This window comes from Micromonospora sp. CCTCC AA 2012012 (assembly GCF_040499845.1).
Classification (GTDB): Bacteria; Actinomycetota; Actinomycetes; order Mycobacteriales; family Micromonosporaceae; genus Micromonospora; species Micromonospora mangrovi.
Genome location: NZ_CP159342.1, coordinates 5569011 through 5592482 on the forward strand (window position 1 = coordinate 5569011; position 23472 = coordinate 5592482).

General features: G+C 74.4%; 19 protein-coding genes and 1 pseudogene. 9 read left to right on the top strand and 11 right to left on the bottom strand.

The window, feature by feature from the left end; all coding sequences use genetic code 11:
* Window positions 1–33: 33 nt before the first annotated feature.
* Together ABUL08_RS25020 and ABUL08_RS25025 are read right to left on the bottom strand one after the other, a co-directional pair.
* The gene (locus ABUL08_RS25020) at window positions 34–1011 is read right to left on the bottom strand and encodes an ArsA-related P-loop ATPase (RefSeq protein ID WP_350932420.1); all 978 of its coding nucleotides are present in this window, start codon (window positions 1009–1011) and stop codon (window positions 34–36) included.
* Window positions 1012–1037: 26 nt separating this feature from the next.
* Complete coding sequence (locus tag ABUL08_RS25025; protein ID WP_350932421.1) at window positions 1038–1622, bottom strand: Rv0361 family membrane protein; 585 nt, start codon at window positions 1620–1622, stop codon at window positions 1038–1040.
* A gap of 359 nt (window positions 1623–1981) precedes the next feature.
* On the opposite strand from ABUL08_RS25025, the gene ABUL08_RS25030 reads away from it, so the two are divergent.
* From ABUL08_RS25030 to ABUL08_RS25060, 7 genes are all read left to right on the top strand, one after another.
* Window positions 1982–2473: a hypothetical protein gene (locus tag ABUL08_RS25030; RefSeq protein ID WP_350932422.1), complete on the top strand. Its 492-nt coding sequence runs from the start codon at window positions 1982–1984 to the stop codon at window positions 2471–2473.
* 54 nt (window positions 2474–2527) lie between these two features.
* A complete protein-coding gene (locus tag ABUL08_RS25035; RefSeq protein ID WP_013736319.1) occupies window positions 2528–2683 on the top strand; it encodes a DUF4177 domain-containing protein in 156 nt (51 codons plus the stop codon).
* Window positions 2684–2759: 76 nt separating this feature from the next.
* Window positions 2760–3221, top strand: a complete 462-nt coding sequence (locus ABUL08_RS25040) for a RidA family protein (protein WP_350932423.1) — start codon at window positions 2760–2762, stop codon at window positions 3219–3221.
* A 120-nt stretch (window positions 3222–3341) separates the two neighbouring features.
* On the top strand, window positions 3342–4175 hold the full coding sequence (locus tag ABUL08_RS25045) for an MBL fold metallo-hydrolase (protein ID WP_350932424.1): 834 nt from the start codon (window positions 3342–3344) through the stop codon (window positions 4173–4175).
* Complete coding sequence (locus ABUL08_RS25050; protein WP_350932425.1) at window positions 4172–7744, top strand: adenylate/guanylate cyclase domain-containing protein; 3573 nt, start codon at window positions 4172–4174, stop codon at window positions 7742–7744. The genes ABUL08_RS25045 and ABUL08_RS25050 overlap by 4 nt, the downstream gene beginning before the upstream one ends.
* Window positions 7745–7867: 123 nt before the next feature.
* On the top strand, window positions 7868–8359 hold the full coding sequence (locus ABUL08_RS25055; RefSeq protein ID WP_350932426.1) for a hypothetical protein: 492 nt from the start codon (window positions 7868–7870) through the stop codon (window positions 8357–8359).
* Window positions 8360–8389: 30 nt separating this feature from the next.
* Complete coding sequence (locus ABUL08_RS25060; RefSeq protein WP_350932427.1) at window positions 8390–9922, top strand: serine/threonine-protein kinase; 1533 nt, start codon at window positions 8390–8392, stop codon at window positions 9920–9922.
* Here ABUL08_RS25060 and ABUL08_RS25065 read toward each other — a convergent pair.
* The gene (locus ABUL08_RS25065) at window positions 9909–10295 is read right to left on the bottom strand and encodes a hypothetical protein (RefSeq protein ID WP_350932428.1); all 387 of its coding nucleotides are present in this window, start codon (window positions 10293–10295) and stop codon (window positions 9909–9911) included. The two genes, ABUL08_RS25060 and ABUL08_RS25065, sit on opposite strands and share 14 nt — an antisense overlap.
* A gap of 239 nt (window positions 10296–10534) precedes the next feature.
* Between ABUL08_RS25065 and ABUL08_RS25070 the strand changes: the two genes are divergently transcribed.
* A complete protein-coding gene (locus tag ABUL08_RS25070) occupies window positions 10535–12325 on the top strand; it encodes an alpha/beta hydrolase (protein WP_350932429.1) in 1791 nt (596 codons plus the stop codon).
* Window positions 12326–12436: 111 nt separating this feature from the next.
* Here the strand turns inward: ABUL08_RS25070 and ABUL08_RS25075 are convergent, their stop codons facing one another.
* A complete protein-coding gene (locus tag ABUL08_RS25075; protein ID WP_350932430.1) occupies window positions 12437–13318 on the bottom strand; it encodes an NAD-dependent epimerase/dehydratase family protein in 882 nt (293 codons plus the stop codon).
* Between the two features lie 122 nt (window positions 13319–13440).
* On the opposite strand from ABUL08_RS25075, the gene ABUL08_RS25080 reads away from it, so the two are divergent.
* The gene (locus tag ABUL08_RS25080; protein ID WP_350932431.1) at window positions 13441–14121 is read left to right on the top strand and encodes a TetR/AcrR family transcriptional regulator; all 681 of its coding nucleotides are present in this window, start codon (window positions 13441–13443) and stop codon (window positions 14119–14121) included.
* On the opposite strand, the gene ABUL08_RS25085 is transcribed toward ABUL08_RS25080, so the two are convergent.
* The 7 genes and pseudogenes from ABUL08_RS25085 to ABUL08_RS25115 all read right to left on the bottom strand — a co-directional run.
* Entirely contained in the window at window positions 14115–15278 is a 1164-nt protein-coding gene (locus ABUL08_RS25085; protein ID WP_350932432.1) for an acyl-CoA dehydrogenase family protein, read from the bottom strand. The two genes, ABUL08_RS25080 and ABUL08_RS25085, sit on opposite strands and share 7 nt — an antisense overlap.
* Window positions 15275–17296: an ATP-binding protein gene (locus tag ABUL08_RS25090; RefSeq protein WP_350932434.1), complete on the bottom strand. Its 2022-nt coding sequence runs from the start codon at window positions 17294–17296 to the stop codon at window positions 15275–15277. The genes ABUL08_RS25085 and ABUL08_RS25090 overlap by 4 nt, the downstream gene beginning before the upstream one ends.
* 11 nt (window positions 17297–17307) lie before the next feature.
* Complete coding sequence (locus tag ABUL08_RS25095) at window positions 17308–18909, bottom strand: acyl-CoA carboxylase subunit beta (RefSeq protein ID WP_350932435.1); 1602 nt, start codon at window positions 18907–18909, stop codon at window positions 17308–17310.
* A gap of 55 nt (window positions 18910–18964) precedes the next feature.
* A complete protein-coding gene (locus ABUL08_RS25100) occupies window positions 18965–20161 on the bottom strand; it encodes an acyl-CoA dehydrogenase family protein (RefSeq protein WP_350932436.1) in 1197 nt (398 codons plus the stop codon).
* Window positions 20158–21843, bottom strand: a complete 1686-nt coding sequence (locus tag ABUL08_RS25105; protein ID WP_350932437.1) for an acyclic terpene utilization AtuA family protein — start codon at window positions 21841–21843, stop codon at window positions 20158–20160. The genes ABUL08_RS25100 and ABUL08_RS25105 overlap by 4 nt, the downstream gene beginning before the upstream one ends.
* Entirely contained in the window at window positions 21840–22649 is an 810-nt protein-coding gene (locus ABUL08_RS25110) for a TIGR03084 family metal-binding protein (RefSeq protein WP_350932438.1), read from the bottom strand. Before ABUL08_RS25110 ends, ABUL08_RS25105 begins: the two co-directional genes overlap by 4 nt.
* 140 nt (window positions 22650–22789) lie before the next feature.
* Window positions 22790–23392, bottom strand: a pseudogene (locus ABUL08_RS25115) (TetR/AcrR family transcriptional regulator); the annotation flags it as partial.
* Window positions 23393–23472 lie beyond the last annotated feature (80 nt).

The following is a 23472-nucleotide window of genomic DNA, read 5'->3' on the forward strand; positions in this document are numbered from 1 at the left end:
GTGTCTCTGCTCCGTGCCGGCCTCAGGTGTGAGTCAATCCGCCCGGACGAGGACGTCGGCCAGCGTCTCCAGGCCCGCCCGGTCCACCCCGTCGGGCAGCAGCGGCAGCTCCGTCACCGGCCGGCCGAGCTCCGCCAGGTCGCCCCGGAGCGAATCCTCCAGCTCCCGGCGGATGTGCTGGTCACGGGCCTCCTCGGCCAGCCCGGCGACGGTCTCCCGGTCGGCCGGCAGCCCGGCGGCGAGCAGCCCCCGCTTCAGCTCCGCCTGGGTCACCGCCCGGCCGGCGGGCAGCGGCGGCCGGGCGCCGTTGACGATGACCCGACCGACCGGGAAGCCGAGCTTGGTCAGCTCGGCGATCGCGTCCACCGTCTCCTGGACCGGCATCTCCTCCAGCAGCGTCACCACGTGCACCGCCGTCATCGGCGAGCGCAGCAGCGCGGAGACCCCCTCGCTCTGGGTCTTGATCGGGCCGACCCGGGCCAGCCGGGCGGTCTCGGCGGTCACGTTGAGGAAACGGCCGATCCGCCCGGTCGGCGGCGCGTCCAGCACCACCGCGTCGTACGTCCGGCGCTGCCCGCTGGTGCGGGTGGTCGCCTCCTTCACCTTGCCGGTGAGCAGCACGTCCCGCAGGCCCGGGGCGATGGTGGTGGCGAAGTCGATCGCGCCGAGCTTGCGCAGCGCCCGGCCGGCGGCACCGAGCTTGTAGAACATGTCCAGGTATTCGAGGAGGGCCTCCTCGGCGTCCACCGCCAGGGCCCGCACCTCGCCGCCGCCGGGGGCGTCGGTCAGGTGCCGCTCCTCGTACGGCAGCGGGTCGGTGCCGAAGAGCTGGGCGATGCCCTGCCGCCCCTCCACCTCGACCAGCAGGGTGCGCCGCCCGCCGGCGGCCAGCCCGAGGGCCAGCGCCGCGGCCACGCTCGTCTTGCCCGTGCCGCCCTTGCCGGTCACCACGTGCAGGCGGGCGGGCCATCCGGTGCCGGCCGGATCGGCCGGCTGCTCTGCTGCTGCCACCCGTCGAGCCTATCCAGCCGCCGGGCTCAGGCGACCTCGCAGACCCACCAACCCGTCTTCCGCACCACCGTGAAGCGCAGGTCCTGGTCGGCGACCTTCTCGTCGGTGGTGGTCATGGTGACCTTGGTGGTCACGGTGGCCCGGTCCCCGGTCTGGTTGTCGACCTTCGGGGTGGTCCAGCGGAACCGCGGGTTCTGGTACTCGGTGGAGTACTTCTGCACCTCGGCGACCTTGGCCGCGATCTTCTTGTCGTCCCGGGCGGCGGAGCAGACGAAGGTGGCCGCCCGCTTCGCGTCCCGGTCCTTGTAGACGGCGGTGAGGAAGCCGTCCACCGCGACCGTCGGGTCCTTGGCGCCCTGGCCGTCCTCCGCGTTGCGCAGGGCCAGGAACGCGGCCGTGCCGCCACCGCCGCAGAGCAGCAGGGCCGCGCCCAGCACGATCGAGACGATCAGCAGGCCGCGCTTGCGCTTCGGCGCGGCCGGTTGCTGGTACGGCGGGTGACCCGCCACGGGCGGGAGGACCGCGCCGGGGGTGTGGCCGGCGAGCGCCGGGTCCTGGTGCGACGGACCGGCGGGCGATCCGCTGGCGCCACCGATGGGCGGTTGGGTCATGTCGTTCCCCCGGGGTGCGGCGCGGTCGCCGCCCCTGGCGACCGACGCGGGTTCGAGCGTGGCGGGCGGGCGCGGGTGGCCCGTTCGACCGGAAGGGTAGCGGTCGATGGGCGGTTTGCCTGCCCCGCGTGCCGGTGCCCGTCGTCGCCGGTGCGGGACCACGGGCGGACGTGAGCAGGTTGTCACCTTCCGGACGAGGCATGTGTCGCATATGTGACTCAAGGTCATCAGGCGTGCGCGTCCCGTTGCCGGGACCGGCGCCGGGTCCTACGTTCGTCGCGATGCGGGGGCCGGACCGGGCGGGGAGTCCGAGCCGGACGGTGGTGACTCTGACCAGGTAAGACGCCCGGAGGCGACGTATGCGCGACGCGGAGAACATTCCCCGAGCCCAGTTCCCGGCGGGAGACCGGGCCGGGCGACCCGGTGAGGGCGAGGGCCCGGGGAGCGGCCTGCCGTTCAACGAGCGGTCGTACCGCCGCTGCGTCGAGTCGGCCGAGGTGATCCGCACGCTGATCCGCCCCGGCGAGCGCGGCCGGGACGACGAGGACCCGGGGTACGTCATCCACCTGCCGGTCCGGGTGGCCGATCTGGCCGCCGCCACCGCACTGGCCGGCACGGTGGCCGTCTCGCTCGGCTTCCTGAACGAGCTGGACGCCGGCGAGACCACCGTCTCGACCGCCGACGACCAGAACAACCGGCACCGGGTCTTCTGCGACCTGCTGCTGCCCGACCGCAGCCGCTGCCCGCAGCGGTACGGCCACGAGGGCCCCTGCGGCGAGCTGCCGGCGACGCCGGAGCCGCCCGTGACGCCCGTGACGCCCGAGCAGCGTCCCGCGCCCCACTCGTCCTGACGGACCGTAGGCTGTGCCTGAACAGTCCATGCCAGGAGAGGAAGCCCGCCACCGATGCAGAAGTGGGAATACGCCACGGTCCCGCTGCTGGTCCACGCGACCAAGCAGATCCTCGACAACTGGGGCGAGGACGGCTGGGAGCTGGTCTCCGTGGTCCCCGGTCCGAACCCGGAGCAGCTCGTCGCCTACCTGAAGCGGCCGAAGGCATGAGCGAGCGCAGCGAGCGAATCATCGGGCTCAGTGCACGGGTGCCTCATGCCGCCGCCGAGCGAAGCGAGGAGGCGGCATGAGCAACGGACCGCACGCGAAGCTCGCCGAGCTGGGTCTGAGCCTGCCCGAGGTGGTGCCGCCGGTGGCCAGCTACGTGCCGGCCGTCCAGTCCGGCCAGCACGTCTACGTCTCCGGCCAGCTGCCGATGGCCGAGGGGAAGCTCCTCGCCACCGGCAAGGTCGGCGCGGGCGTCTCCGCCGAGCAGGCGAAGGACCTGGCCGAGCGGTGCGCGCTGAACGCCATGGCGGCGATCGACTCGCTCGTCGGCCTGGAGAACGTCGTCAAGATCGTGAAGCTGACCGGCTTCGTCGCCAGCGCGCCGGGCTTCACCGGCCAGCCGGGCGTCATCAACGGCGCCTCGGACCTCTTCGGCGCCGTCTTCGGTGAGGCCGGCCGGCACGCCCGCAGCGCCGTCGGCGTGGCGGAGCTGCCGCTGGACGCCCCGGTCGAGGTCGAGGTCATCGTCGAGGTCGGCTGACGTCCCGTCCCCCGCGGTCCTGCGCCCGGCCGTCGCGGCGAAAGCCGTGAACGGGCACGAATCAGTGGCCCGGGCTGCAAGATCGCGGGGAGTGGCGGGCGGGGTCGTACGATCGCTGCCATGGGCGGGCGTGTGACGGGAGCGGCAGGGGCGCTGGCCGACGAGGTGCCGGGGTGGGTCACGCTGCTGCGGGCACCGAACCCGGGGCCGATGACCCTCGACGGCACCAACACCTGGGTGCTGCGGACGGCCCCCGGTGCGCCGGCCGTGGTGGTCGATCCGGGGCCGGCGCACGAGGAACACCTGGCCGCGATCGCGGCGCACGGGCCGGTCGGACTGGTCCTGATCACCCACGGCCATCCCGACCACACCGAGGGCTCCGCCCGCCTGCACGAGCTGCTCGGCGGGACGCCGGTGCTCGCCGTCGACCCCGCGCACTCCGTCGGCGCCGGGCCGCTGACCGCGGACACCCCGCTCGACGCCGCCGGTCTCGACCTCCGGCTGGTGAACACCCCCGGCCACACCGCCGACTCGGTCTGCTTCCTGGTCGGGCACGGCGACGAGCGGGTGGTGCTCACCGGGGACACCATCCTCGGCCGGGGCACCACCGTCGTCGCCCATCCGGACGGCCACCTCGGTGACTACCTGACCAGCCTGGAGCTGCTCTCGGCGTACCGGGGGATCCCGGCGCTGCCGGGGCACGGCCCGGCGCTGGCCGACTGCGGCGCGGCGGCCGACTTCTATCTCGCCCACCGCCGGGCCCGGCTCGACCAGGTCCGGCAGGTGGTCGCCGAGGGTGTCACCGACGCGCCCGACGTGGTCGCCCGGATCTATGCCGACGTGGACCGGTCCCTCTGGTGGGCGGCCGAGATGTCGGTCCGGGCGCAGCTCGCCCATCTCGGCGTCGACGAGCGGGAATCCGGCCCCGGGGCCGGCGGGTTGGAGCAGGCGTGACCTGCCCGGTCTGCGGAACCGTCGCCGTCCCCGGCGCGCGGTTCTGCCACAACTGCGGCGCGGCCCTGCCGGCCGCCGCCACCCTGCCCGCCGCCGAGCGGCGGGTGGTCACCGTGCTCTTCGGCGACCTCTCCGACTTCACCTCCTGGTCGGAGGACCTCGACCCGGAACGGGTCGGCGCGGTCACCGACCGGGTGCTCGCCGCCCTCGCCGGCGCCGTGAAGACCTTCGGCGGGCACGTCGACAAGCTCACCGGCGACGGGATCATGGCGGTCTTCGGTGCGCCGGTCGCGCACGAGGACGACGCGGAACGCGCCGTCCGGGCCGCGCTGTCCATGCAGCGGGCGGTCCGCCGGGTGCTCGACGACGAGCGGGGCGGCGGCGCGCCGCTCGGCCTGCGGGTCGGCCTCAACACCGGCGACGTGATCGCCGGCATCCAGGCCGCCATCGAGTACACGGTCATCGGCGACACGGTGAACACCGCCGCCCGGCTCGCCGACGCCGCCGCCGTCGGCGCCGTCTACGCCGGGGCGCGCACCTCCGCCGCCACCCGGCACGTGGCCTCCTGGCGGGCGCTGCGTCCGCTGCGACTCAAGGGCAAGCGCGAGCCGGTCGAGGCGTACGAGCTGCTGGGTCTGCTGGACGCGCCGGGCACCCGCTCCGGGCTCGGCGACGAGGCGCCCTACGTGGGCCGGGAGACCGAGATCGGGCGGGTCGCCGGCCGGCTCGCCGAGGTGATCGACCGGGGCGAGCCCCGGGTGCTGCTGATGACCGCCGAGGCGGGGATCGGCAAGTCCCGCTTCGCCGCCGAGGTGGAGCGCCTCGCCGCCGGCTACGACGTGGGTGCCGGCCGGTACGCCGCACACACCGGCGCCCGGGTGCTCTCCGTACGCTGCGCGGCGTTCGGTGAACGCCGCCGCCTCGCCCCCCTCGCCGACCTGGTCCGGGCGGCGGTCGGCCTGCCCAACGACGCCGCCACCGCGCTGACCCGACCGGCCGTGGAGGAGCGGCTGCGCCGGCTCGGCCAGCGCCTCGGCCGGCTCCCCGGCGACCTGCCGCCGCTCGCCACCGACCAGCTCCTGGCCCTGCTCGGGTACGCCGAACTCCCCGCCGCCGCCGAGAACGGCGAGTGGAACGTGGCCGCCCCGCCGCCGGACGCCGAGGCGGTGCCGAACGCGGTGGCCGAGCTGCTCAGCGCGCTCGCCGTGGAGGCGCCACTGGTCATCGTCGTGGACGACCTGCACGACGCGACCGCCGAGACCGTCAAGGCGCTCGCCCTGACGCTCAACCGGCTCAGCGGCCCGGTGCTGGTGCTGCTGCTCGGCCGCCCCGAGCTGGTGCGTACGGCGGGCGCGCTGACCCGGCTCGCGGACGCCGAGGTGCACGCGCTGCCGCCGCTGCGCGGCGCGGACGCCGCCCGGCTGCTCACCAGCTATCTGGGCGGCGGTCGACTGCCGCAGGCCGACGCCGATCGGCTGCTCGCCACCGCTCAGGGCAACCCGTTCTATCTCGCCGAACTGGTCACCCTGCTGATGGAGCGCGGGGCGCTGACCGCCGGCCCGGGTCGGGGTGCCGACGTCGGCTGGCGGCTGGTGCCCGGCTCGCTGGGCAGCCGGCTGCTCTCCCGGGACCTGGCCGCCGTGCTCGCGGCGCGGATCGACGCGCTGCCGGTGGACGCCCGTTCGGTGCTGCGGGACGCCGCCGTGGTCGGCGACACCGTGCCGGCGGGCGCACTGGAGGCGCTCCGCGACCAACGTGCCGGGCGGGACGGCCGGCCGGGGGCGGTGGTCGCGGTCGAGCTGGACCGGGCCGTGGAGGAGCTGCTGCAACGTCGGATGCTGCACCGCACCCGCACCGGGTACGCCTTCGCCACCCCGCTGATGCGGGAGGCGGCGTACGCCGGGGTGAGCAAGGCCGAGCTGGCCGAGCGGCACGCCGCCCTGGCCCGCTGGGCCGCGCCGGAGAGCGTCGACGCGGGCACCGTCGGCGGCTTCACCGAGACGGCCCGGGACGACTTCGTCGCCGAGCACGTCGAGCGGGCCGCCGCCCTCGCCGACGCGGTGAAGCTCCGCCCGGACGCGCCGGCCCGCGCGGTCGCCCCGCTCGGCGTCGCTGCCCTCGGCCGGGCCGCCCGCCGCTCGATGCGCGCCGGGGAGCCGGCCCTGGCCGTCGAGTACGCCGAACGCGCGGCCGAGCTGGCCCGCGACGGCGTACCGCCGGCCGACCGGGTGGTGCACGCGCGGGCGCTGCTGCAGATCGGCCGCCCGGCCGACGCGCTCGCCTCCGCCGAGAAGATCGCCGCCAACGCCGGTGACGCCGCCACCCGGGTCAGTGCCCTGCTGCTCGCCGGGCAGGCCCACCAGACCCTCGGCGACCAGGCGCGGGCGGAACGCTGCTGGCAGGAGGCGTTGCAGGTGGCCACCGACGGTGAGCTGCCCACGCTGCGGGCCTCGGCGATGCGCCGGCTCGGGATGGCCGACTTCATCGCCGGCCGGCTGGGTCAGGCGAGCAGCCGGCTCGCCGCCTCCTATCAGGTCAGCCTCTCGGCGAAGGACCCGCGCGGGCAGGCCTGGTCGTTGCAGAACCTGGCCTGGGTGACCACCACCCGGGGCGACTTCGCCGGCACCGACGCGGTGCTGGGCCGGGCCGCCCGGCTCTTCGCCGAGCTGAAGGACCCGTACGGGCGGGCCTGGCTGCGCGGCACCACGGCGTTCGCCCGGCTGCTCGCCGGCCGGCTGAAGGAGGCCTGCCGGATGGCGAAGGTCTTCCTCCCGTTCGGCGAGCGGGTCGGCGAGGCGTGGGCGGTGGGCACGCTGCGGGCGGTCGAGGCGTACGCCACCGCCGAACTGGGCGAGCTGGCCGAGGCGGACCGGGGGGCGCGCCAGGCGTACCGGGAGTTCGCCGAGGTCTCCGACGACTGGGGGCAGGGCTTCGCCCTGGTGGTGCGGGGGGTGGTGGCGCGCGGGCTGGGCGAGCCGGAGCACGCCGCCGACCTGCTCACCGACGCCCTCGGGTTCGCCGAGCGGACGTCCCACCCGCTGCTGACCGGGATGGCCGGCACGTTGCGCGGTTTCGTGGCGCTGGACATGGGCGACTGCGACACCGCCGAGCGGGACGCCCGCGCGGTGCTGACCACCGTCGAGCCGCACAACCCGCAGGCCCCGGCGCAGGTGGCACCCCGGGTGCTGCTCGCCATGGCCCGGCTCGCCGCCGGTGACGCGGCGACCGCGGTGGGGCTGCTGGCCCCGGTCGCCACCACCGCCGCGAACACCCCGTCGCTGCTCTTCTCCCGCCGCCAGACGATGGCCCGGTACGCGTCCGCGCTGCTCGCCCACGGCCGGCCGGAGCAGGCGCTGGACTGGGCGCAACGGGCGGTCGCCGCCCCCGCCGAGGACGTTCGCAGCCAGGTGATCGCGGCCATGGTGCTGGCCGAGACGCTGGCCGCCTGTGGCCGTCCCGTCGAGGCGCTGGCCAGCGCGGACGAGGCGGTCCGCCTGGCGTACGCGACGGAGCAGCGCAGCGAGCGGGCCGTCGCCGACGCGCTCCGTGCCGGTCTCGCGCACCCCTGATCCCCGGCCCGGTGCCGTCAGGTCTGGCGGTTCCGGGGATGTGGGCGTCGGAGGTGACGGCTAGCGTGTGGGCTGAGGTGAGGGGAGGCCGTCCGTCGGGACGGCTCGGGTGGGGGAGGACGAATGAGGCTGCCGCGCTCCGGCGCCGGCTGGACGATGGCCGTCTTCGGCGTCCTGGCGTTGCTGCTGGGGGCGCTCGGGCTGATCTGGCCGGAGGCGCAGCTGCGGCTGCTCGGCTTCGAGGTGCCGGCCCGCCGCGCCGCCGGGGACTACACCGGCACGTTCCTCACCGCGTCCTCGATGGCCTCGTTCAACATGGGCGTCTACTACCTGCTCTCCGCGGCGACGGAGTGGCGGTCGTTCTACCGTTTCACGGTGGTGTTCCGGCTGGTCACCTTCACCGTCTTCAGCATCGCGGTGCTCTCCGACATCGCCCCGGACCGGTTCTTCGGGGTGGCCGCGTGGGAGGGGCTGGGCGCGGTCGCCACGGCGGTCGCCCTCCGCTGGGACGCCCGGCACGCCGCGTCGACGACACCCGACGCCGGCCCGTCGGCCGGACCGGTCGGGGTGGACGATGCCGCAGGTGGCGCCGCGATGGCTGATCCGGCCCGCTGAGCCGACGGTGCAGACGGGTATTTTCGAGTCGTGACCGACACCCCGCCCGGCGCCCTGCGGTTGCCCATCGTGCCCGGTCTGACCGATCTGGAGGTCTTCGCCCGGGGCGGCTACGCCACCGTCTACCGGGCCACCCAGATCTCCGTCGGGCGGGAGGTCGCGGTCAAGGTCGAGAACCGCACCCTGGACAGTGAACGGGACCAGGCCCGGTTCCTGCGCGAGGCGCGGGCGGCCGGCAAGATGTCGTCCCACCCGCACGTGGTGGACCTCTTCGACGTCGGGGTCACCGTCGACCAGCACCCCTATCTGATCATGGAGCTCTGCGACGGCTCGTACGCCGAGCGGATGCGCACCTCGCCGCTGGGCCCGGCGGAGGCCCGCGACCTGGGCGTCAAGATCGCCGACGCGCTGGCCCACTCGCACGCGGCCGGGGTGCTGCACCGGGACGTGAAGCCGGCGAACATCCTCCACTCGCACTTCAACCCGGCGGTGCTGGCCGACTTCGGGCTGGCGGTGCTGGCCGAGGTGCGGGACGCCTCGGTGACCCTGGAGGTGCTCACCCCGGCGTACGCGCCGCCGGAGATGTTCAGCCACAGCCCGCCGTCGCCCGCGGTCGACGTCTACGCCCTCTGCGCCACCCTCTACGCGGTGATGCACGGCCGGCCGCCGCGCTGGCAGTCGGAGCGCAGTCCCAGCCTGGTGACCGTGCTGGAGATGTTCCACCAGCCGATCCCCGGGCTGCCCGGCGTGCCGGAGGAGCTGATCGACGTGCTCCGCGCCGGGATGTCCAACGACCCGGGCGAACGGCCGTCCGCCGTGGAGCTGCGCGGGCTGCTCGCCGCGCTCCCGCTGGACCCGGGGCCGGCCCCGGTCAGCGGCGCGCCCGTCTCCGGCGACCCGGTCAGCGGGGGGCCGACCTGGGGGGAGAGCACCACCGGCCCGTACGGCTGGGCGGGTCAGCCGGGGCCGCGCCCGCCGGTCGACGACGGCCATCCCACCGTGGCGACTCCGCAGCGTCGCTGGCGGCGGCGCTGGTTCCTGGGTGGTGCCGGTGTGCTGGCGCTCGCCGCCTCGGCGAGCGCCGGGGCGTGGCTGGCCGGCGGTGCGCCGCAGGTGGTGTCGCCGACGCCGGTGGCCAGCGCGATCGTCGACCCGATCGGGCCGCGGGCGCTGTCGGGCTGCTCGGCCGACGGTGACCTGATCCTGCCGGCGGGCGGGCACTGCGTGCCCGAGCTGGAGTGCTTCGGGCCGGTGCGGCTACGCCGCGACCACGCGGAGGCGACGCGGATCTCCTGCGACGGCCGGCACACCTGGGAGACGTACGCCGAGGGCGAGCTGCCGGTGGCGCTGGTCGGCGCGGGGCACACCCGGGTCAGTGCCGATCCGACCGTGCGGACGCTCTGCAACGTCCGCACGTTCCGGCTCACCAGCGGCATCCGTCAGGCGACCGGCTGGAACCTGGAGGTGCTGCCGCCGTCGGGGACGGATGCCGACCGCACCTACCGTTGCCTGGCGGGGCGGGGCGTGGACGCGCTCGCCGCGCCGACCCTCACCGGTCGCTGACGCCGTTCACCGACCGCCAGTCCTGGACCTGCCGCGGGTCGAGCGTCTCCAGCGTGTCCGCGTCGAGTCCGCGCCCGCGTCGGTCGCGCACCGCACGGGGGTCCAGCGCCTCCAGCGTGTCGGCGTCCACTCCGTAGTCGGCGGGGATCGGCTGGCCGGGTGGGTTGGCCGGGGTCGGCGTGGTGCGGGGGTTCTCCCGGGCCGCGGTCACGGCCACGCCCGCCGTCATGGTGAGCAGCACGAGGACGAGGGCCAGCACCACTGCCAGGATTCCCGCCGGCCGCCAGATCAGCAGCGTCACCAGCAGGGTGGCCGCGGCCAGTGTCGCGGCGGCGGCCCGGAAGCGCGCGTCGGGCTTGGGGAACGAGCTCACCCGACAAGCATGGCGTAGGTCACCGCGCTGTCAACCGCCGGACCTGACGGGGGTCCGACACCTGCCCGCACGCTCGGAAAGAGCCTGAGAAGCGTCGATCATGAAAATTTCGTTACATCGATCGGCAATTTGTCGCTTTGGCGGGCGTTTGGCGACCCGGTTTCCTGGCCCGCGGTCCCTAGAGTGACGGAGGTCGAGGTCTCCTCGACGTACCCCGTTCCCCACCGGAAGGCATCCACATGCCACGTTCACTCCGGTCCCTGGCCGCAACAGGGATCGCCGGTATCGTCCTGGCCGGATCGGCGGTCACGCCCGCCGTCGCGGCGCCGACCCTCGCCGGCCCGGCGCAACCGTCCACCTCGGACCGGACCAGCCCGGTCGAGGCCCGGCGCGTCGACAGCGTGCCGACCCCCAAGCTCGACTGGTACGGCTGCTACGACTACGCCGAGTGCGCCACCGTCCGGCTGCCGCTCGACTACGACAACCCGAAGGGCGCCACCACCGAGGTGGCGGTGCTCCGGGTCCGGGCCCGCGACCAGCGGCACCGGATCGGCAGCCTCTTCGTGAACCCGGGCGGCCCGGGCGGCTCCGGCACCGACATCGCCCTCGCCGCGCCGTACTTCCTCGGCGACGACCTGCTGGACCGGTTCGACATCGTCGGTGTCGACCCGCGCGGCATCGCCGCCAGCGACAACGTGAAGTGCTTCCCGACGGTGAAGGAGCAGACCAAGGCGTACGCCGGGCTGAACGTCGCCTTCCCGTGGACGAAGGCCGAGGAGAAGGCGTACGTCGCGTCGTCGAAGGCGGTGGGCCGGGCCTGCTCGACCAGCGGCAAGCCGCTGACCGGGGCGGCCTCCACCGCCGAGGTGGCCCGCGACATGGACGTGCTGCGCCGCGCGGTCGGTGACCCGAAGCTCAGCTACCTCGGCTTCAGCTACGGCACCGCGCTCGGCCAGTACTACGCCAACATGTTCCCGGACCGGGTCCGCGCCCTCGTCGTCGACGGCGTGCTCAACCCGAACGCCTGGGTCGGCCAGGGGCGGGCCCGCAACCAGCTCCAGGAGACCCGGCTGCGCAGCGCGGACGGCGCGTACAAGGCGCTGCACGAGATCCTGGTGCGCTGCGCCGAGGCCGGCACCGAGAAGTGCTCCCTGGCCGCCGGTGACCCGGTCGCCACGTACGAGCTGGTCGCGAAGCGGCTGCGGAAGAAGACGCTCGTGGTGGACGACCCCGACCTGGGGCAGTTCACCGTCAGCTACGCCGACTTCGTCGGCGCCACCCTGGGCGCGCTCTACGACCCGTACGGCTGGCAGCAGGTCGTCGGGCTCACCGAGGAACTGCTGGTGCTGACCGACCCGGCCGCCGCGTCGGCGGACCGGGCGAAGGCGCGTACCGCCGTCGCGCAGCGCGCCGCGAAGGCCCGGCAGCAGCGCGGCTACGACTTCCCGTACGACAACGGGCTGGAGACCTTCCTGGCGGTGGACTGCACCGACGGCTTCCACCCGAAGGACGCGGCGGCCTGGCCGGCGCTGGTCGCCCGGGAGGACAAGCGGGCCCCGTACTTCGGTCGGGCCTGGGCCTGGGGCACCGCGCCCTGTGCCCGGAACACCTGGACCGTGCGGGACGAGGACGCCTACCTGGGCCCGTTCAACCGGCGGACCAGCGCCCCAGTGCTGGTGGTCGGCAACTACTGGGACCCGGCGACCAACTACCAGGGTGCGGTCGGCTCGGCGGCGCTGCTGCCGAACAGCCGCCTGATCAGCAGCGACAGCTGGGGGCACACCGCGTACGGCACCTCGGCCTGCGTGACCGGGGCCGTGGACGCGTACCTGCTGAGGGGGGTGCTGCCGGCGAAGGGCATCCGGTGCGTCGGTGACGCGCAGCCGTTCGTGGAGGAGCCCGCCACCGCGCGGGCGGAGGCGTCCAAGAGCGCCCTGGCCCGGGCCGGTGAACCGCGCCGGGGCGAGCCGAAGCGGCTGCCGCCCGTGGTCGCCCCGCTCCCGGTGACCGGCACGCTGACCGTCCGCTGACGGACCCCGGGGTACGGCGGGCGATCGGGTCGCCCGCCGTACCCCTTGCCGAGTCGGATGAGGTTCGTGACCTCCTCGGCGGTGTCCACCGGCCGGCGTGGACCGAGGGCGTCATGAGGTGTAGTGGCCGGCCTCCAGGTCGTCGAGGAGCGTCGGGCCGACCGGTGCCCAACCCACCAGGGCGCGGGTCGCCCTGCTCGAAGCGGGTTGGTCCCCAGCCAGCAGCGCCCCGAACACACCCAGCTGAGCCGGGTCGACGGCTGCGGCGGGAAGGCCGGTCTTCGCCGCGATGACCTCGGCGACGGCACGCATGGGCACGCCTTCCTCGCCGACCGCGTGCAGGACCGAGCCCGCGGGTGCCTTCTCCAGGGCGAGCAGGAAGAGTCGGGCGGCGTCCCCGATGTGCACGGCCGGCCAGCGGTTTTCGCCATCGCCGACATAGGCGGCCGTACCGAGCTGACGGTCGAGGCCCACCAGCATCGCGATCAGGCCGTTCCGGTCGTTCTGGCCGTGGACGGAGCGCGGCATCCGCACCAGCCCGGATCGGATGCCGCGGCGCGACAGGGCCAGGACGGCAGCCGCGGTCCGGGCCCGGGCGCCGGCCGGGCCGGTGGGGTCCAGGTGGTCGTCCTCGGTCGCCACGTGTCCCGCCAGGATCGGGGTGCCGGACGCGGCGATGAAGGCCTTTCCGGTGCCCTCGTAGACCGCACCGATCTTGTCGATCACCTCCACCTCGTTCTCGACGGTCTCCTCGAACTCGGCGAAGTCGAGCGTGAACGCCAGATGCGCGACGGCGTCGGCCTTCTCGGCCTCGGTGACCAGCAGACCGTGGTCGTGCATGTCGCCGCGGACGGCGGTGCCGCCCGCAGCGGTGATCTTCTGAGCGGACGGCTCGGAGCGCGCCAGGCCGACGACCCGGTGGCCAGCCGCGACCAGCTCCTTCGTCAGAGCTGTCCCGATCCAGCCGGACGCACCGGTGACGAACACGTGCATGGTGGTTCTCCTCGGGTTGCGGCGCCGTTCCACGCTCCTGCACATGGAACACAAGTCATGTTACTCGGTCACATCACCCTACACGGTGATGGGTCCGAGTCACATCACGTAGGATGCTCACCATGGGCCGATGGGAGCCGAACGCGAGCGGCAGACTCCTGCAGGCCGCGATCGAGCTGTTCTCGGAAGCGGGCTACGAGGCCACGACGGCGGCCCAGATCGCCGAGCGCGCGGGCCTGACGAAGACCACGCTCTTCCGCCACTTCACCGACAAGCGCGAGATCCTGTTCCAGGGCCAGGAGCCGCTCGTCGCACTGGCCGTCGAGGGCGTCGAGAGCGCGGGTCCGGGCAGCACCCCGTTCCAGGCCCTCCGGGCCGGCGTCCTCGCGCTGTGCGCCGGGCACGCCGGACAGCAGCGCGAGACCTGCCGCCAGCTCGACGCGATCCTGTCCTCCAGCGCTGAGCTGCGCGAACGCGCCGTCTTCAAACGCTCCGCCATCACCCAGGCGCTCCACCAGGCACTGGCGGCACGGCTGGGTGACGCGCGTCAGGCTGCCGTTCTGGCCGACCTGGGAGTACGCGCCTACTACGACGGCTTCGCCTCCTGGATCGCCGCAGGCGACGACCGCTGCCTGACCGACGCCGTCAGCGGTGAACTCGACGCCTACCAGGCGATGCTGGTCTCGGTGACGTGGCCGCCGCCCGACGCGCCCACCTCCGGCCGGACGGCCGAGAGGTCCGGGACCGGGAGCCGCAGGGACGGAGCCCGGTCACCCGACGGTGGAGTCTCCCCGCCTCAGTAGGACTTGTCCTGGCCGAGGACGTGCTGGGCGACGAAGTTGAGGATCATCTCCCGGCTGACCGGGGCGATCCGCCCGGCGCGCACCGCGCCGAGCAGGGTCGCCACCCCGTACTCGGTGGTCATGCCGGCCCCGCCGAGCGCCTGGACGGCGGTGTCCACGGCGAGCGCGGCGGCCTCGCCGGCCGCGTACTTGGCCATGTTGCCGGCGACGCCGGCCTCCAGGTCGCGTCCCGCGTCGTAGAGGGTGGCCGCCTTGTGGATCATCAGGCGGGCCAGTTCCACCTGCACCGCCGCGTGTGCCAGCGGATGCGCCACGCCCTGGTGGGAGCCGATGCTCCGGCCACCCCAGACCTTGCGGGTGGCGGTGTACCCGCTGGCCCGCTCGATGGCGTACCGGCCGGTGCCGGCACCCATCGCGGCGACCGTGATCCGCTCCGGGTTGAGGCCGGCGAAGAGCGCCGGAAGGCCGGCGTCGAGGGACTCGCCGACCAGTGCGTCAGCCGGCAGCCGCACGTCGTCCAGGAAGAGCAGGAACTGGTTCTCCGGGGAGAGGATCTCCATGTCCAGCCGGGACTTCTCCAGGCCCGGCGCGTCGGTCGGCACGATGAACAGCGCCGGCTTCAGCTTGCCGGTGGAGGAGTCCTCGGTGCGGGCCACCACTAGCACGTGGTCCGCCTCGTCCACCCCGGAGATGTAGACCTTGCGACCGGAGAGCAGCCAGTCGTCGCCGTCGCGGCGGGCCACCGTGCCGAGCCGGTGGAAGTTCGAGCCGGCGTCCGGCTCGGTGATCGCGAAGACGATCTTCTGGGAGCCGTCGGCGAGGCCGGGCAGGTGCCGTTTGCGCTGTTCCTCGGTGCCGTGCTTGTTGATCACCGTGGCGGCGATCGCCGGGGAGACCACGAGCAGCAGCAGCGGGCAGCCGGCCGCGGCCAGCTCCTCGCAGACCAGGGCCAGCTCGGTGATGCCGCCGCCCCCGCCGCCGTACTCGGTGGGGATGTTGACGCCGAGGTAGCCGAGCCGACCGGCCTCGTGCCACAGCTCGGTGGTGTGTTCGCCGGACTTGGCCTTCTCGACGAAGTAGGAGTGGCCGTACCTGCGGCCCAGCGCGCGGACGGCGTCGCGGAGCTGGTCCTGCTCGGGGGTGAGGTCGAAGTTCACGGGGTGTCCTCCTCGGTGGTGACCACGGCCAGCACGGCACCCGTGTCGACCTGGCTGCCGGCTGGCACCGGCAGGTCGGCGACCACGCCGTCGGCCGGGGCGAGCACGGGGTGTTCGAGCTTCATCGCTTCCAGGGTCAGCAGCAGCTCACCGGCGGCGACCCGCTGACCGACCTCGACGTGCACCCGGGTCACCGCGCCGGGCAGCGGCGCGAGCAGCGACCCGGCGGCCAGCTCCGCGGTGGGCAGTGGGAAGCGCGGCAGCTCGGTGAGGGCCGCCGCCCCGTCCGGGCCGTCCACGAAGACCATCGACCCCGCCCGGCGTACGCGGAACAGCCGCCGCACCCCGGCCACGTCCAGCACCACCCGGTCGGGGGTGGCCTCGACCAGCCCCACGGCCGGTGTTCCGTCGGCGGTGTCGCCCGGCGGAGCGGCGTGGTCCGCCGTCCCCGGCCGGCTCCCGGTCGAGGTCGACCACTCGGCGAGCCCACCGGTACGGTCCAACCGGTACCGCACCTCGACCTCGCCGTCGGGCCCGGTGAAGCGGGTGACCTGCGGGAACGCCGGCACGTTCCGCCAGCCCGACGGGAGCCCGGCCAGCACCGGGACGGACGCCCGACGCCCGGCGGCGCCGGCCAGCGCGGCGGCCAGGGCCGCCAGTGGGACCGACTCGACGGCCAGCAGCGGGGTGAAGACCTCGTCGTGCCGCTCCAGGAAGCCGGTGTCGATCTCGACGGCCGCGAACTCGGGGCTGCGCAGCACCCGGACCAGCAGGTCCCGGTTGGTGGCGACGCCGTGGAACTCGGACCGGGCCAGCGCGCCCGCGAGGGCCCGGGCCGCCTCGGCGCGGGTCGGCGCCCAGGCGACCAGTTTGGCCAGCATCGAGTCGTAGTGGACGCTCACCACCGAGCCGTCCACGACCCCGGAGTCCAGTCGCAGCCCCTTCGTCGGGGCGAACGCGCCGGCCACCCCGGGGACCGCGAACCGGTGCAGGGTGCCGGTGGCCGGGCGGAAGCCCTGCGCGGGGTCCTCCGCGCAGAGGCGTACCTCGATGGCGTGACCGTCGGTCGGTGGGGTCGCCGCCAGCGGCAGCGGCTCGCCCTCGGCGACGAGGAGTTGCAGCCGGACCAGGTCCAGGCCGGTGACCGCCTCGGTGACCGGGTGCTCCACCTGGAGCCGGGTGTTCATCTCCAGGAAGAAGAACTCCCCGGTCGGGGCGAGCAGGAACTCCACCGTCCCCGCGCCCAGGTAGTCGACCGCCCGGCCGGCGGCGACGGCCGCCTCGTGCAACCGTCGCCGCAGCTCCGGCACGACGACCGCGGGCGCCTCCTCGACGATCTTCTGGTGCCGGCGCTGGATCGAGCAGTCCCGCTCGCCGAGCGCGACCACGGTGCCGCAGGCGTCGCCGAAGATCTGCACCTCGACGTGCCGGCCGCGCTCGACGTACCGCTCGATGAAGACCGTGCCGTCGCCGAACGCGGCGGCCGCCTCGCGGCGCGCGGAGGCGACGGCCTCGGCCAGCCCGGCGGCGTCCCGGACGATCCGCATGCCGCGCCCGCCACCCCCGGCGGACGCCTTGACCAGCACCGGGAAGTCGGTGATCGCGTCGGCGTCGGTCCAGGTCGGCAGCATCGGCACACCCGCCTCGGCGAGCAGCGCCTTGGCGGCCATCTTGTCGCCCATCGCGGCGATCGCCTTGGCGGGCGGCCCCACCCAGGTCAGGCCGGCGTCGGTCACCGCCGCCGCGAAGTCGGCGTTCTCGGCGAGGAAGCCGTAACCCGGGTGGACGGCGTCCGCGCCGGCCTTGCGGGCCGCGTCCAGGACCAGGTCGATCTTCAGGTACGTCTCGGCGGGCGTGTTCCCGGGCAGCCGGACGGCCAGGTCGGCGTCGGCGACGAAGGGCGCGTCGGCGTCGGCGTCGGAGTACACGGCGACCGTCTCCACGCCGAGTGCCCGGCAGGTGGCGAAGACCCGGCGGGCGATCTCTCCCCGGTTCGCGACGAGCAGTCTGGTGATCACAGGTGAACCCCTCACATCCGGAAGACGCCGAAGCCCTCGGCGCCCTCCACCGGTCCGTTGTGGATCGCCGACAGGCAGAGCCCGAGGACGGTACGGGTGTCCCGGGGGTCGATCACCCCGTCGTCGTAGAGCCGACCGGAGAGGACGAGCGCCCCGGACTGCGACTCGATCTGCTGCTCGACCATCATCCGCATCGCGGCGTCGGAGTCCTCGTCGTAGTCCCGCCCCCGGGCGGCGGCGGCCTGCCGGGCGACGATCGACAGCACCCCGGCGAGCTGCGCCGGCCCCATCACCGCCGACTTGGCGTTCGGCCAGGTGAAGAGGAACCTCGGCTCGTACGCCCGGCCGCACATGCCGTAGTTGCCGGCGCCGTAGGAGGCGCCCAGGTTCACCGTCAGGTGCGGCACCCGGGAGTTCGACACCGCGTTGATCATCAGCGCGCCGTGCTTGATGATGCCGCGCTGCTCGTACTCGGTGCCGACCATGTAGCCGGTGGTGTTCTGGAGGAAGACCAGCGGGGTGTCGGCGGCGTTGGCGAGCTGGATGAACTGGGCCGCCTTCTGCGCCTCCTCGCTGAACAGCACGCCCCGGGCGTTGGCGAGCACGCCGACCGGGTAACCGTGCAGCTCGCCCCAGCCGGTGACCAGCGCGGTGCCGTAGCTCGGCTTGAACTCGTCGAACTCGCTGCCGTCCAGCACCCGGGCGAGGACCTCGCGCGGGTCGAACGGCACCTTCAGGTCGGCGCTGGCGATGCCGAGCAGCTCCTCCGGGTCGTACTTCGGTGGCTGGGGGACCGGGTTGCGCGGGGGCGGGCCCTGCTTGCGCCAGTTGAGCCGCCGGACGCACTGCCGGGCCAGCCGGATGCCGTCCCGCTCGTCCTCGGCGAGGAAGTCGGCCAGGCCGGACTTCGAGGCGTGCATCGCCGCGCCGCCCAGCGACTCGTCGTCGGTGACCTCGCCGGTGGCCATCCTCACCAGCGGCGGGCCGGCCAGATAGACCTGCGACCGGTCCCGGATCATGATGGTGAAGTCGGACATCCCCGGCACGTACGCGCCCCCGGCGGTGGCGTTGCCGAAGACCACGCTGACCGTGGGGATCTTCGCCGCGGAGAGCCGGGTCAGGTCACGGAACACCCGGCCGCCCGGGATGAAGATCTCCGCCTGGGTGGGCAGGTCGGCGCCGGCCGACTCGACCAGGTTCACCATCGGCAGCCGGTTGGCCAGGGCGATCTCCCCGGCCCGTCGGGTCTTCGCCAGCGACCAGGGGTTGATCGCCCCACCGCGTACCGTCGGGTCGTTGGCGACGATCAGGCACTCCACGCCCTCGACCACGCCGATGCCGGTCACCGTGCTGGCCCCGACCGGGAAGTCCGTCCCGTACGCGGCCAGCGACGACAGCTCCAGGAAGGGGCTGTCCTGGTCGAGCAGCAGCTCGATCCGCTCCCGGGGGAGCAGCTTGCCGCGTTTGTGGTGCCGGCTGACGTACTTATCGCCACCGCCGGCCCGGGCCTGGCCGAGCGCGGCGTCCAGCTCGGCGAGGCGTTCCAGCAGCGCCTCCCGGTTGGCGCGGAAGGCCGGTGCGGCCGGGTCGATCGCACTGTCCAAGGTGGTCACAGAGGTGCCTCCGTTCGTGACTGCGGGGCTCGCAGACCCGACTCACTCCGCGCACTCACAAGCCCATGCCCTTCGCGATGATCTCGTTCATGATCTCGGTGGTGCCGCCGCCGATGCTCAGGATCCGGGCGTCGCGGTAGTGCCGTTCCACCTCGGCGTCGCGCAGGTAGCCGAAGCCGCCGTGCAGTTGCAGGGCCGCGTCGACCACGTGGTCGCAGGCGGCCACCGCGACGTTCTTCGCCATCGCCACCTCGGTCACCACCGGCTCGCCCGCGGCCACCCGCTCGGCCACGTCGTGCACGTACGCCCGGGCGGCCTCGGCCCGGGTGTGCATCTCGGCGAGCCGGTGCCGGACCAGCTGCCGGCTCGCGAGGGGCCGGCCGAACGTGGACCGGTCCCGGCACCAGCGGGTGGCCAGCTCGACGCAGCGCTGCGCGGTCGCGTACGCCTGCGTGGCGAGGGAGAGGCGCTCGGCCGGGAACTGCTGCATGATCGCCAGGAAGCCGGTGTTCTCCGCGCCGATCCGGTTCGCCACCGGCACCCGTACGTCGACGAAGGAGAGCTCGGTGGTGTCCGAGCAGTGCCAGCCGAGCTTCTCCAGCCGCCGCCCGACGGTGAAGCCGGGGGTGCCCTTCTCGATCACCAGCAGGCTGAGTTCCCCGCTGCCGGGGAAGTCGGTGCAGACGGCGGTCGTCACGAAGTCGGCCCGCAGCCCGCTGGTGATGTAGGTCTTCGACCCGTTCACCACGTAGTGGTCGCCGTCCCGGCGGGCGGTGGTGCGGATCGCGGCCACGTCCGAACCGCCGTCCGGCTCGGTGATCGCCAGCGCGCCGATCATGGTGCCGGCGAGCGTCGGGCGGACGTACCGGTCGACCAGGTCGTCGTCGCCCGGGGCCGACCCGGCGCCGAGCCGACGGCCGAGCGAGCCACCCGTCCGGGCACCGGCGGCGGCGACCATGTGCGGCAGCGCGATGCCGTGCGTGAAGAGCGCCGCCACCAGCCCGGACGAGCCGCCCGAGCGGATGATCTCCTCGGTGACGACGATCGAGTCGAGCAGGTCGCCGCCGCTGCCGCCGACCGACTCGGGGAAGCCGACGCCGAGCAGCCCGATCTTCGCCGCCGTCTCGTGCAGCGACCGGGGCACCTCGCCGGCGCGTTCCCAGTCGGCCAGGTGCGGCAGCACCTCCTTCGTCACGAAGGCCCGGGTCAGCTCGCGGAGCTGCCGCCGCTCCGGGGTGTCCACGATGCTCACGACGCAGCTCCGGGGATGAGGTCGGCCGGCAGGTCCACCACGCGGGAGCGGAGCAGCTCGCCGAGCGCCTTGGCCTGCGGGTCAAAGCGGGTGGAGGCGGCCACCCCCTGCCCGAGCAGCCCGTGGAGCACGAAGTTGACCGCCCGCAGGTTCGGCAGCTCGTGGCGTTCCACGGTCAGGGTCCGGGTCTCCGGCAGCAGTTCGGCCAGCCGCTCGACGGTGAGCCAGCCGCGCAGCCAGGCCCAGGTCGCGTCGGTGCGCGCCCAGACGCCCAGGTTGGCGTCCCCGCCCTTGTCGCCGGAGCGCGCCCCGACCAGCTCACCGAGCGGCCCCCGGCGGGTCGTCGGCGGCTCCGCGACCCCGGTCGACGTCTCCGGTTCCGCCGGGGCCACCCGCGCGGTCCTCGTCGGCGGGGGGATCGGCACCCGCACGCCGTCGGGCAGCACCGCGACGTGCGCGACGGCGTCCTGCGGCACGGCGTCGGCGGTGAAGACGCCGTACGGGGTGGCGTCGCCGGGCAACGTGGTCAGCGTGCAGCCCGGGTAGGAGGCCAGCGCCAGCTCCACCGCCGCCGCCGAGAAGGCCCGCCCGGCCCGCGCCTTGTCACCGTCGCGCAGGTGTACGTGCAGCAGCGCGCTCGCCGCCTCGGTCTCCGTCGCGTCCGGATGGTCGGTACGGGCCAACGTGAACTCCAGCCCCTCCGTGCCGACCGCCGCCTCGACCTGGCCCCGGACCAGGGCCGCCTTGGCCGGGATGTCCAGCCCGCAGAGCACGAACGTCATCGCGTTACGGAAGCCGCCGAGGTTGTTGACGCCCACCTTGAGGGTGTCCGGTGGCGGGGTGCCCCGGACACCGGAGACGCGTACCCGGTCCGGCCCGTCCGGGGTCAGGGTCACCGTGTCCAGCCGGCTCACCACGTCCGGCCCCAGGTAGGCCGGGCCGCCCACCTCGTAGAGGAGCTGGGCGGTGACGGTCTCCACGGTGACCGCGCCGCCGGTGCCGGGGTGCTTGGTGAGCACCGACGAGCCGTCCGGGTGCAGCTCGGTGATCGGGAAGCCGGGCCGGTGGCCGCCGTCGGGCAGCTCGGTGAAGAAGCTGAAGTTGCCGCCGGTGACCTGCGCACCGCACTCGATCAGGTGCCCGGCGACGGTCGCCCCGGCCAGCGCGTCCAGGTCGTCCCGCCCCCAGCCGAAGCGGGCGATGGCCGGCCCGACCGCCAGCGAGGCGTCGGTGACCCGGCCGGTGACCACCACGTCCGCCCCCGCGTCGAGGCAGGCCGCGATGCCGAACGCGCCGAGGTAGGCGTTGGCGGTGAGCGCGTCGGGACGTTGGAGGGCGTCGCCCTCGACGTACCCGATGCGGACGGTGAGGCCGAGCCGGTCGGCGAGCGACCCGATCGCGGCGGCCAGGCCGGCCGGGTTGAGCCCGCCGGCGTTGGTCACGATCCGCACCCCCCGGTCGAGGGCGGTGCCGAGGCAGCCTTCGAGCTGGCGGAGGAAGGTCTTCGCATAGCCGAGTCCCGGGTCGCGCAGCCGGTCCCGGCCGAGGATCAGCATGGTCAGCTCGGCCAGGTAGTCCCCGGTCAGCACGTCCAGTTCGCCGCCGTCGAGCATCTCCCGCCAGGCGGAGGAGCGGTCGCCGTAGAAGCCGGAGGCGTTGCCGACGCGCAGCACGCCGCTCATGCCCGGGTCCCCGTACTGCCGGTGGCCGCCTCGCGGCCCGCACCGGGCGGCCCGGCGAACGCCTGGGCGACGTCCAGCCACGCGTCGGCGGTCGGGCCGGTCGCGGTCAGCGCCAGGTCGGCGCGGTGCCGTCGCTGGGTGACCAGCAGGCAGAAGTCGAGCGCCGGACCGGTCACCCGGTCGGTCGCCTCCCTCGGCCCGAAGGTCCAGAGGGGACCGTCGGCGCCCGGGGGCGCGGTGAGTTCGACCCGGACCGGGTCCGCCGGCACCGCCCGGCCGTGCGCGGCGAAGCCGTGCCCGAGGGTACGGAAGCCGAGGTGGGCGACGTGCCGCAGGCGGGCGGTCGGGGTACGGGTGACGCCGAGCGCGTCGGCGACGTCCTCGCCGTGCGCCCAGGTCTCCATGATCCGGGCGGTGGTCATCGAGGCGGGTGACATGCGGGTCCCGTACCAGGGCAGCTTCTCACCGGGTGGGGCGGCGGCGAGGGCCGCGGCGAGCGCGGCCCGGCCGTCCCGCCAGCGGGTCAGCAGGTCGGCGGGCGGGGCGAGGAAGGACTCGGCCCCGTCGTCGACCAGCCGGGCCGGGTCGGGTGCGGCGAGGACGGAGGCGTAGAAGGCGTCCGGGTCGGTGGCGGCGAGCCCGGCGACGTGATCGGTCCAGGCCAGGTGGGCGATCTGGTGGGCCACCGTCCAGCCGGGCGCGGGGGTCTGTCGGGCCCAGTCCTCGGCCGGTAGCCCGCTGACGAGGGCGTCGAGCTGGTCGGACTCGGCGGCGAGATCCGCGAGCAGAGCGGTCGGGTCGACCATGGTGCCTCCGGGCTGGGGTGGGCCGGTCAGGGGCGTTCGGGTCGGTGCGGGTCGGCGCCGGAAGGCCCGGGCGCGGCCGGCTCGGTGGCTGTCCGGTCCGGGTCGGTCGGGTCGGTGGCTGTGGGGTCGGCGGCGGTGTCGGGGGTGAGCAGGGTGGCGAGCTGGCGTTTCCAGGTGTGCAGCAGGGCGGTACGCCGGGGGGAGTCGTCGCTGAGCAGGTTGGCCACCCCCAGCCCGCGGAGCAGGTCGAGGGTGGCCTGCACCGCCTCGCGGACGCCGGGGCGGCGTTCGTCCACGCCGAGCAGTTCGACGGTGAGCCGGTGCATCTCCCGGCCCACGGTGGCCTCCAGCGGCACCAGCGCGTCGCGCAGCTCGGCGTCGGTGCGGGCGGCGACCCAGAGTTCGAGGGCGGCGACGAAGAGCGGCCCGGTGAAGGCCGCACCGAGCAGGTCGATCACCCGGTCCAGCCGTTGCGGGCCGGCCGGCAGGGCGTCCGCCTCGGTGCGCAGCTCCACCGCCCGGCGCTCGGCGAGGTGGGCGACGGCGGCGGTGACCAGGGCGGCTTTGGTGGGGTAGTGGTGCAGCTGCGCGCCCCGGGAGACGCCGGCCCGGGCGGCCACCACGGTGGTCGTGGTGCCGGACCAGCCGTGCTCCACCAGGCACTCGACGGTCGCCTCCAGCAGCCGGGCCTGGGTGGCGCGGCTGCGCTCCTGCTGCGGGACGCGAGTCGATGCGGTCGGCACGGGGACAGCGTCCCGCCCGTGAAACAAACAGTCAAGACTGACTTTTTTCGAGCCCGCTCCCGGGCCGTAATCCGACACCC